The 9,609-nt window shown below is 68.7% G+C and carries 10 protein-coding genes and 1 pseudogene; 1 reads left to right on the top strand and 10 read right to left on the bottom strand.

Annotated elements, in window-relative coordinates:
* The 3 genes from ON37_RS03400 to ON37_RS03390 form a co-directional block, all read right to left on the bottom strand.
* The coding region (locus ON37_RS03400) for an antitoxin (RefSeq protein ID WP_051031121.1) at positions 1–221 on the bottom strand (221 nt) is incomplete at its 3' end.
* A gap of 32 nt (positions 222–253) precedes the next feature.
* The gene (locus ON37_RS03395; RefSeq protein ID WP_083892695.1) at positions 254–1,405 is read right to left on the bottom strand and encodes an MBL fold metallo-hydrolase; all 1,152 of its coding nucleotides are present in this window, start codon (positions 1,403–1,405) and stop codon (positions 254–256) included.
* Complete coding sequence (locus ON37_RS03390) at positions 1,405–2,130, bottom strand: enoyl-CoA hydratase (RefSeq protein WP_040716568.1); 726 nt, start codon at positions 2,128–2,130, stop codon at positions 1,405–1,407. The genes ON37_RS03395 and ON37_RS03390 overlap by 1 nt, the downstream gene beginning before the upstream one ends.
* Positions 2,131–2,207: 77 nt before the next feature.
* Between ON37_RS03390 and ON37_RS03385 the strand changes: the two genes are divergently transcribed.
* Entirely contained in the window at positions 2,208–3,410 is a 1,203-nt protein-coding gene (locus ON37_RS03385) for an NAD(P)-binding domain-containing protein (protein ID WP_051031116.1), read from the top strand.
* 84 nt (positions 3,411–3,494) lie between these two features.
* Here ON37_RS03385 and ON37_RS03380 read toward each other — a convergent pair whose 3' ends face one another.
* From ON37_RS03380 to ON37_RS03350, 7 genes and pseudogenes are all read right to left on the bottom strand, one after another.
* The gene (locus ON37_RS03380) at positions 3,495–4,349 is read right to left on the bottom strand and encodes an aldo/keto reductase (protein ID WP_040716566.1); all 855 of its coding nucleotides are present in this window, start codon (positions 4,347–4,349) and stop codon (positions 3,495–3,497) included.
* Between the two features lie 118 nt (positions 4,350–4,467).
* A complete protein-coding gene (locus ON37_RS03375; RefSeq protein WP_040716573.1) occupies positions 4,468–5,067 on the bottom strand; it encodes a Uma2 family endonuclease in 600 nt (199 codons plus the stop codon).
* Positions 5,068–5,312: 245 nt separating this feature from the next.
* Positions 5,313–7,004, bottom strand: a complete 1,692-nt coding sequence (locus tag ON37_RS03370; RefSeq protein ID WP_040716564.1) for a carboxyl transferase domain-containing protein — start codon at positions 7,002–7,004, stop codon at positions 5,313–5,315.
* Between the two features lie 111 nt (positions 7,005–7,115).
* Positions 7,116–7,718, bottom strand: a complete 603-nt coding sequence (locus ON37_RS03365; protein WP_025347065.1) for a GTP-binding protein — start codon at positions 7,716–7,718, stop codon at positions 7,116–7,118.
* Positions 7,699–8,073 carry a DUF742 domain-containing protein gene (locus ON37_RS03360; RefSeq protein WP_025347064.1) on the bottom strand — a complete coding sequence of 125 codons (375 nt, stop codon included), beginning with the start codon at positions 8,071–8,073 and terminating at the stop codon, positions 7,699–7,701. The genes ON37_RS03365 and ON37_RS03360 overlap by 20 nt, the downstream gene beginning before the upstream one ends.
* 7 nt (positions 8,074–8,080) lie before the next feature.
* Positions 8,081–8,494, bottom strand: coding sequence for a roadblock/LC7 domain-containing protein (locus ON37_RS03355; RefSeq protein ID WP_011207200.1), 414 nt, complete (start codon positions 8,492–8,494; stop codon positions 8,081–8,083).
* Positions 8,491–9,609 (bottom strand): annotated as a pseudogene (locus ON37_RS03350) (sensor histidine kinase); the annotation flags it as partial. The pseudogene ON37_RS03350 and the gene ON37_RS03355, both read right to left, overlap by 4 nt.

Raw genomic sequence — 9,609 nt, 5'->3', positions numbered from 1 at the left:
GTCTGCGGCGGCGCGGCGGGCGGAGTGTTACCACCCTGCTCCGTGATGTTCTTCTTGATGGCCTCCGTGCCCTTGTCGATGTGGTCGGAGTACTTGCCGCCGGTCTTCTCGTTGATGAAACCACCGGCCTTGTCGACCGCACCGTGGACCTTCTCGGAGTTCTGCGAGGCCGCGTCGCGGCCCTTGCCCACCAAGCCCTTGAGCGTATCCATCAAACTCATGAAGCCCACTCCTTCATTCGTCGATTGCGTTCCTAGCGCACATCCTCCCACCATGGGACCTGCGGTGATACCGCATTGGTATCTATCCGTTCCCCGGGAAGCGGCACGACAATCGGAGTACCCGCCGCACGGGCCGCCGCAACCAATCGGCGGACCGGCTCCGACCAGCCGTGGAACGCGAGGTTGAAGGTGGCCCAGTGAATCGGCACCAACATGCCGTGCCCGGCGTCGCCGACGCAGACGTCGGCGTGCGCGCGCACCGCCTCCTCGGGATTCATGTGCACATCGGGCCAGTGCACGTCGTAGGCCCCGATCGGCAGCAGGGTCAGATCGAACGGACCATAGCTCGCGCCGATCTCGGCGAAGGCCTTGGTGTACCCGGTGTCGCCGCCGAAGTACACCCGTCGCTGCGGTCCGGCGAAGACCCACGACGCCCACAGCGTGGTGTTCCGCGTGAGCCCGCGCCCGGAGAAATGCCGCGCCTCGGTGCAGGTGACGATCAGTTCACCGCGTCCCGGCCGGGTGAGGGAAGTCGAAGCGCCCCAATCCAGTTCGATGATGCGGGTCTCGGGGACCTGCCATTTGCGCAGGTGGGCGCCGATCCCGATGGGCACCACGAACGGCGCGTCCTGAGCGTCGACCAGCGCGCGCACCGTCTCGCGGTCGAGGTGGTCGTAGTGGTCGTGCGAGATGACGACGGCGTCCAGCGGCGGCAACGAGGTCAGCGGCGCCGGTACCGGATGCATTCGCGCCGGACCGACCAGCGGTGACGGCGAGACCCGCTCACTCCAGACCGGGTCGGTGAGAATGCGGTAACCGTCGATCTCGACCAGGGCGGTGGCGTGCCCGAACCAGGTGACGGCCAGCTCGGCGGCCTGTTCGGGATGCGTCGCCGTCGCCAGCGGGATATCCGCCGGTGGCCGGCCCACATCACGCCGGGTGAGCGCCGACACCAGCAGCGACATGCCCGATCCGGGCGCGATCTGGCTGCTCGGTTCGGTGTTGTGGAATTGCCGATCGCGGTAGCGGGACGAACCGGCGGCGACAGGTGCGATGGCAGCGGTGGAAGCACCCAGCTCCGCGGGTATCCGCCACGCCGCCCGCGCCACCCAGCGCAGGCCGACCAACCCGGCGGCGGCCAGCGCCGCCCGGCGGGCAGCGGCGACGAGTTCGGGGGCGGCCATCAGCGCCCCACGAACTTCGCCGCGCGCTTCTCGGATCGGGCCAGCCGGGCCTCCTCGGCGTCGGCACTGCGCCAGGCCGCCTCCAGGGCGGCCCGCTGCTCGGGCGTGTCCTCGCCGCGGGTGCCGTCGTCGTTGAACACCAGCTTCAGATGCCGCAGCGACAACGGGGCCAGTTCGGCGATCGATTTCGCCCACTCCTGCGCGTCGGCGAGGGTGCCGATCCGATTGGCGAAGCCGAAAGCGTAAGCGTCGGAGGCGGTTACGGTTTCGGCACCCATCAGCACGGTACGCGCGGGGCCGCCGCCGATCAGCGACACCAAACGGCGGACCGTCCAGCGATCCACCGAAATGCCGAGCTTCGCCGCCGGGATCGCGATGTAGGAGTCCGGGCTCATCACCCGCAGATCCGCGGCCAGCGCCAACTGCACCCCCGCGCCGAGCGCGCCCCCGTTGATCGCGGCGATCACCGGCACCGGAACCGTCTCGATGGTGTGCAGCAGATCGACCAGGGAGCCGAGGAAGTCCTGCGAGTACACACCCGACAGATCGGCGCCCGCACTGAAGATCGGCCCCTGACCGGTCAGGACGATCACCCGAGCGTCGGCCGCCGCGGCCGTCACGGCCTCCCGCAACGCCGCCACCAACTCGTCGTTGAGGGCGTTACGGCGCTGCGGGCGCTGCAATTCGATGGTGACCACGTCACCATCCCGGCTCACTGCGAGCATCTGACCTCTCCCCATTCGCGCGGTTCACTTCCGGCGGGCGCCTCACCGCACCCGCCGGTCGGTATCGACTCCACTGTATGCGCCGCACAGTTGCCGCAGCGCACTCGACGCGTACTGTGACGGCGGTGACCGCACCCGATTTCGAGATTGTGGTGATCGGCGCCGGCCAAGCCGGACTGTCGGTCGGCTATCACCTGCGGCGGCTCGGCTTGGCGCCGGAACGTGATTTCGTCATCGTCGACCATTCGCCCGGACCGGGTGGGGCATGGCAGTTCCGCTGGGCCTCACTGACTTTGAGCACCGTGAACCGGGTGCACGACCTGCCTGGGATGTCGTTCGCCGAAACCCTCCCGCCCGGTTCGGATTCCGTACCCGCCGCGACCGCGGTCCCGCACTACTTCGATCTGTACGAGAAGCGGTTCGAGCTGCGGGTGCGCCGGCCGGTATCGGTGCGGGTGGTCTGCGATCGGGCGACACCGGCCACCTGCCCGGGGACCGCGGTCGACGGCTTTCTACATGTCGAAACGGTGTCCGGGGACACTCCCGCGAACGGCGCCGCCGAGACCCTGCGGGCCCGCGGGTTGATCAATGCGACGGGGACCTGGGAGAAGCCGTTCATCCCCTACTACCCCGGCGCGGAGACCTTCGCCGGCCGGCAGCTGCACGCGCACGACTACCGCGACGCCGCCGAATTCGCCGGAAAACATGTCGTGGTGGTCGGCGCCGGAATCTCGGCGATCCAGCTCTTGGACGAGATTTCGCAGGTCACCAGCACGACATGGGTGTCGCGGACCGAGCCGCGCTGGCGCGAGGGGCCGTTCGGGCCGGACGACGGCCGCCGCGCGGTCGCCCTGGTCGAGGATCGGGTGCGCCGCGGGCTGCCGCCGCGATCGGTGGTCTCGGTGACCGGACTGCCGGTCGACGACCGAATCCGGGCGGCCCGCGCCCGCGGAGCGCTGACCTGGCATCCGATCTTCTCCCGGATCGAACCGACCGGTGTGCGCTGGGCCGACGGCAGCTTCCGGGCCGCCGATGTGATCCTGTGGGCGACCGGTTTCCGCAGCGCACTCGACCACCTGGCCCCGCTGCGGTTGCGCGGCCCCGGCGGCGGCATCACGATGACCGGGCAGCTGGCCACCCAGGTGGCGTCGGATCCGCGCATCCATCTGATCGGCTACGGGCCGTCGGCCAGCACCATCGGCGCCAACCGGGCCGGGCGGGCGGCGGCGGTGGAGCTCACCCGGTATTTGGGGATCCATCCCGCTCGGCAGGGTGGATAGGTCCGAACTGTTCGTGCAAACCCCGGCCGATTCGCGGGTTTTTCCCGATTTCGAGCCGAGTCCGCGCCAAAAATTCGACTCTGGTCAGTCCAGCCCCATGGCGAACGTATCGGGATCGGGCCCCACCCGGCTGCCGGTGTCGAGCGCGCTGAGGGTGGTCATCTGATCGGCGTCGAGTTCGAAGCCGAAGACGTCGAAATTCTCGCGGATCCGGCTCGGTGTCACCGACTTCGGAATGACGATATTGCCCAACTGCAGATGCCAGCGGATCAGTACCTGGGCGGGCGTGCGGCCGACCTGCTCGGCGATCGTGGTCACCGTCGGATCCTTCAGTTCCGCACCCTGGCCCAGCGGACTCCACGCCTCGGTGGCGATGCCGTGTTCGGCGTGGAAGGCGCGCAGCGTGGTCTGCGCGAGCGCGGGATGCAGTTCGATCTGGTTGACCGCCGGGACCTCGCCGGTTTCGCCGATCAGCCGCCGCAGATGATCGATCTGGAAGTTCGACACCCCGATCGAACCGATGCGGCCCTGCGACTTCAAGGTCTGGAACGCCCGGAAGGTGTCGATGTAGCGGTCGGCCTGCGGCACCGGCCAATGGATCAGGTAGAGGTCCAGATAGTCGAACCCGAGCCGCTCCATGCTCGCGTCGAACGCGCGCAGCGTCGAGTCGTAGCCCTGATCGGAATTCCACAGCTTCGTCGTCACGAAGACGTCCTCGCGCGGGATACCTGATTCGGTGATGGCCCGCCCGACCTCGGCCTCGTTACCGTAGGCGGCCGCGGTGTCGATGCTGCGATACCCCGCCTCGAGCGCGGCGGTCACCGTATCGAAGGTCTGCCCCTCCGGCACCTGGAAGACGCCGAACCCCAATCTCGGAATCAGATGACCGTCGTTGAGGATCACCGACGGCACTGCGCTGCTCTCGCTGCGAAAGGTCACCGTTCCGACCGTAGAAGCGGTTTGCCCGAGCGTCAACGACGAACCGGTGCGTGTTCACACCCGCCGCGGCAGAGCCACCGACCAGGAGCCGGAATCGCGACCCGCGGTTCGAACCGCTTCATCGCTGTGTTGCCCGGCCCAGATCGAGATCGATCCCGAACGGGACCTGAAGTCGCATCCGATCGTGGTGAATGCCGGTGAGCGCGTACTGCGACGTCGCAGGATCCAGCTCGTAGACGTAGGCAACCGCACGGTCGTCGGCGTTCTCGATGCGCCAGAAGTGCGGGATACCGGCTTCGGCGTACAGCAACGGCTTGCGTTTGCGGTCCCGTTCCTCGGAGTCGGGAGATACCACCTCGACCGTGAGGACGACGTCCGCGGGCACAAAGGTTGTCGTCGAGAGGTCGTCAACCGCATTTGCATCGACAACCATGATGTCGGGTTCCGGGCGCTGCCGCGGCCCCAGCGTCACAGTCATCTCCCGGCACACCTCGAAGTCGGCCGGAGCCTGATCGCCGAGCGTCCGAGCGAGATAGTTGATGACGCGCATGTGGAACATCATCTGCGGGCTCACGAAGACGAGACTCCCGTCGATCAGCTGGGTATGTGAGGGAAGATCGGGAAGTGTGTCGAGATCATCGGCGGTGTATCCCTCCGGTGGAGGCACCGGCCATCGCGGACGCGCGCGGTCTTCGGACGGCATCGGATCGGCTGTCATCGAGTCCTCACTCCGCACTGGTTCCAGCTGATTCTGGAGATAGCCCAGTATCGCATGTGACCGGCGGGACCATCTCGGCCTCGGCCCTACGCCGATGCCGTGTTCCTCCACATCTTCGTTCTTCCACATCTTCGCGGGCACTCTCCCCGAGGCAGACTCCTTCCGCACGGGCCACACCGCCGGTGCGATGGCTCGCGACTCTCCTGGCCGGCGCTGCGCCCCGCAATGGACACCGGTGTAGCGCTTCAGCTCGATAGTCCGAGCCGGCGGTAGCGGTTTCGGCGGTCACCGCGCAGGTCCGCGACGGGCCGAGTTCGCAGGTCCGCCAGCTCCTCGGCGATCGCGGCGACCATGCGGCGGGAGAAGTCGACCGGCTCACGGGCGGCATCGGGACGCTCCGGCACGACGCGGTCGACGATTCCGTCGGCGAGTAGTTCCGCGGCGCGAACCCGTTGGGCCGCAGCGAGTTCCGGGGCGTGATCGGTGTCGCGGAAGACGATGGCGCTGGCACCCTCGGGAGGGAGCGGGGCCAGCCAGGCATGAGTGGCGGCGAGGACGCGGTCGGCGGGGAGCAGCGCCAGGGCGCCGCCGCCGGTGCCCTGTCCGAGCAGGACGGAGACAGTGGGGGTCGCCAAGGTGACCAGATCGGCGAGGCAGCGGGCGATCTCCGGAGCCAGACCACGTTCCTCCGCCTCCCGGGACAGGGCGGCCCCGGCGGTGTCGATCACCAGGACCAGGGGGACGTGCAGTTCGGCGGCGAGGTGCATGGCGCGGCGGGCCTCACGCAATGCCGCCGGGCCCATGGTGTTCTCACCGGTCTGGCCGGAACGGTCGTGGCCGAACACCACGCACGGTTCGCCGCGGAACCGGGCCAGGGCATGGACGACGGTCCGGTCGGATTCGCCCTGACCCGTGCCGCTCAGGGGCACCCGATCGGTGGCCTGGCGCAACAGTTCTCGCAGGCCGGGACGCAGTGGATCGCGGGAGATCAGCACCGACTGCCAGGCGAGTGGAACCGGCCCGCCGACGTCGGATGATTGGGGCGCCGCGTCCGCGTCCAACGAATGGGACTGTGCCCCTTGCACTCCCGCAGCGGGGGTGCCCTGGGCAGCACGACCGTCCGGCGCGCCGCCCGACTCCGGCGCACGATCGCTGTCGTGTCCGGCGGCGCTGCCCACTCCGGCCCCGCCCACCGAGGCTCCGGGCGCGACCGCCGGGGGCACGGACGCGGACGTCGCTCCCGGGCGACGCGAATCCGGTTGCGACTCAACCGGAACCGTGACGTTCAGCACCCGGTGCGCGATCCGGCGGAATACCCGCACCGGCACCACACCGTCGATGACGCCGTTGTGATAGAGGTTCTCCGCGGTCTGCACCCCCTCGGGAAACGACCGCTCGTACAGCGCCTCGTACACCCGCGGGCCGAGAAATCCGATCAGCGCCCCGGGTTCGGCGAAGGTCATATGGCCCAGGGATCCCCAGGACGCGAAGACGCCGCCCATCGTCGGATTGCGCAGGTACACCAGATAGGGATGGCCGGCGGCCTTGTGCGCGGCGACCGCGCCCGCGATCTTCACCATCTGCACGAAAGCGACCGTGCCCTCCTGCATTCGGGTGCCGCCGGAGGTGGGTGAGGCGACCAGCGGCAGACCCTGTTCGGTCGCCCGCTCGATCGCCGTCACGATGCGTTCCGCGGCCGCGACACCGACCGAGCCGGCGAGAAAGCCGAATTCACAGGCGATGACCCCGACCGGCCGCCCACGCAGCAGTCCCGAACCGGTCAGCACCGATTCGTCCACACCGGACCGCTGTGCCGCGGCGTCGAGTTCGGCGCGGTAGGCGGGGCCGGCCGCGACCGGAATCGGGTCCCGATCCCAGCTGCGATACGAGCCGGGGTCGAGGACGCCGTCGAGAAACTCACGCGCCGAAATCTTCACGCCCCGAGGGTAACCAGCGGATGCGGCGTCACCCCGGCGCGTGGCGTCGACGTTCGTGTCGACCGCCGCGTCGATCCGGCCGCCTGATGGTCGCGGCCGGTCGTCGGCGTATCAGTAACCCTGAACCACTTTGCGCAGCGCGTACTCGGTGACCGAGACCAACGCCTGCTTCACCGGCTCGCGCCGGCGCGCGTCGATCGACATGATCGGCACGTCCGCCGGGACGGCCAACGCCTGGCGGATGTCCTCCAGGGGGTAGCGCGGTGCGTCGTCGAACTCGTTGATGGCCACCAGGAACGGCAGCCCGCGAGCCTCGAAGTAGTCGACGGCGGCGAAGGAGTCCTCGAGCCGTCTGGTGTCGATCAGCACTACCGCCCCGATGGCGCCGCGAATCAGGTCGTCCCACATGAACCAGAAGCGATACTGGCCGGGTGTGCCGAACAGATAAAGCACCAAATCGTCGGCGAGGCTGATCCTGCCGAAGTCCATGGCCACCGTGGTGGTGGCCTTCGTCGGCACGGCGGCCAGGCTGTCGACGCCCACACTGGCGTTGGTCACCAAAGCCTCGGTGCGCAGCGGAACAATCTCCGATACAGCACCGACCAAGGTCGTCTTACCCACACCGAAGCCACCGGCCACCACGATCTTCGCGGAGGTCGGTTTGGCGCTGCGGGTATCGACCTGGGCCGTCGAATCAAATACGCCGGAGTCCACTGAGAACCCTTTCGATCAGCTCGCGACGTTCATCGTCGCTCGAATCGTCTTTCAAAGTCGCCGAAACTCGCACATGTCCCGCCTCGATGAGGTCGGCGACGAGCACTCGAGCCACCCCGATCGGAATACCCAGTCGGGCAGCCAGTTCCGCAACAGACGGCGATTCTCGGCACAACTCCACGATTGACGTCTCGATGTTGGTCAGTTCGAACTGCCGCTCGAGGGCGACCGGATGCGATGCGACGAGCGCCTCCAAGGCCAACTCCACCGTCGGTCGGGTACGACCGGCGGTCAGCGAGTACGGACGGACGAGGCTGGGCTCGGCGCTCCCCACGTGCTGGTTGTCTATGTCCATCCCACCATCAGGAACCCATCGTGACGCGAGGTGTGGCCTGAACTGTCTGGCCAACCCGCTCGACCAGTAGTGCCATCTCGTATCCCACCTGGCCGATGTCGCAGGACGTGTTGGTCAGCACGGCCAGATAGGAACCGTCACCGACCGCCATGAGCAGTAGGTAACCGTGTTCCATCTCGACCACGGACTGCAGCACCGTGCCGCCTTCGAACAGGTTCGACACGCCGACTGACAGGCTGGCCAGACCGGCCGTCACAGCGGACAGCTGTTCGGCGCGGTCGACGGGCAACTGAGCGCTCGCGGCCATCAACAGGCCGTCCGCCGAAACCAGCACGGCATGAGCGACGCCCGGAACCTCGTTGGCGAAGTTCGAAACCAGCCAATCCAGCTGACGGTTCGTACCACCTAGATCGGGGTTCATCGGTCTCCTTTATCTCCGGTTAGGTTCATTGCTCCCATTGCGCGGCCATCCCGGACGCCCTGCTGGTGACGACTCAGACTTGACCTGATCGACTCTGGGTCACGGCGCGGCGCCCGATCGGCACGTCCGGTGACACCACCGGGCACCAGCCGATTGCCGGGATCACGCTGCGGCAATCCGGCCGCCGTCCGCTTTTCCGACGGGGTTTCCACCGCCCGCCGGGCAGCCTGCCAACCTTCGTCACCTGGGGATTCGAAGGAGGCGGCGACTTGGGACCGATCCGCGTTGGGGTCCGCGAGCCACGCCGACATCATCTCGGCGAAGATCGGCGTGCCGCCCAGCGACGGGCCGGGATCGGCTGCGGGCTGCAGCCGGGTCTGGAAGAACGACGCCGTCTTCTGCGGATTCGACCGGTAGCTGTGGCGGCCGCGTTCGCGACCCTCGCCACCGGCGGATTCCGGGCGCGCACCGTCCGCGGCATCCGCCTGCGGCGCGTTGCGCCCGGGCAGGCTCAGCCCCGGAGTGGGTTCCGGACGCGGAGGCAGCCCGGCGCCGGGCTGCCGTTGCGGTAGGCCGCCCGCGGCCGGGGGCCGCTGCGGGAGACCGCCGGTCGACTCTCGCTGCGGCAGACCTGCACCGGCGTCACGCTGCGGCAGCCCGCCGATCCCCTCCCGCTGCGGGAGGTCACTGCCCGAATTCCGTTGCGGCAGGCCGTTACCCGCCTCACGCTGGGGCAGACCGCCCTCGCGCTGCAAACCGGTGGGAGCGGCCTCGCGGCCGGGCACACCGGCGGAACCCGGCGTGCGCTGCGGCAGTCCGCTCGCGGCCGCACCGCGCTGGGGTAGTCCACCGTTGGACGAATCCCGTTGCGGCAGACCACCATTGGCGGACTCCCGCTGCGGCAGGCCGGTCCCGGCCTCGCGGGCCGGAGCGCCGTTGGTGCCCGGCGTGCGCTGCGGCAGGCCGTTGGGGCCGACCTCCCGCGGCGGCAGCTGGGCGGCCGGACGTTCTTCACCACCGGGCGCCGACGAGGCCGGAGTCCGCTGCGGCAATCCGGAGCCGCCCCGTTGCGGCAGGCCGCCCTCACGGGGCGGTATCCCACCGGCACCGGATTC

This window comes from Nocardia veterana NBRC 100344 (assembly GCF_000308855.1).
In the GTDB taxonomy this organism is placed as follows: domain Bacteria; phylum Actinomycetota; class Actinomycetes; order Mycobacteriales; family Mycobacteriaceae; genus Nocardia; species Nocardia veterana.
The sequence above is the reverse complement of the archived record's forward strand: the minus strand, read 5'-3'. Positions and strand labels throughout refer to the sequence as shown.

Coding starts and splice junctions, on each gene's coding strand:
- ON37_RS03395 (WP_083892695.1), bottom strand. CDS start 1,405: ATGGCCGCCCCCGAACTCGTCGCCGCTGCCCGCCGGGCGGCGCTGGCC.
- ON37_RS03390 (WP_040716568.1), bottom strand. CDS start 2,130: ATGCTCGCAGTGAGCCGGGATGGTGACGTGGTCACCATCGAATTGCAG.
- ON37_RS03385 (WP_051031116.1), top strand. CDS start 2,208: ATGCGCCGCACAGTTGCCGCAGCGCACTCGACGCGTACTGTGACGGCG.
- ON37_RS03375 (WP_040716573.1), bottom strand. CDS start 5,067: ATGACAGCCGATCCGATGCCGTCCGAAGACCGCGCGCGTCCGCGATGG.
- ON37_RS03360 (WP_025347064.1), bottom strand. CDS start 8,073: ATGGACATAGACAACCAGCACGTGGGGAGCGCCGAGCCCAGCCTCGTC.
- ON37_RS03355 (WP_011207200.1), bottom strand. CDS start 8,494: ATGAACCCCGATCTAGGTGGTACGAACCGTCAGCTGGATTGGCTGGTT.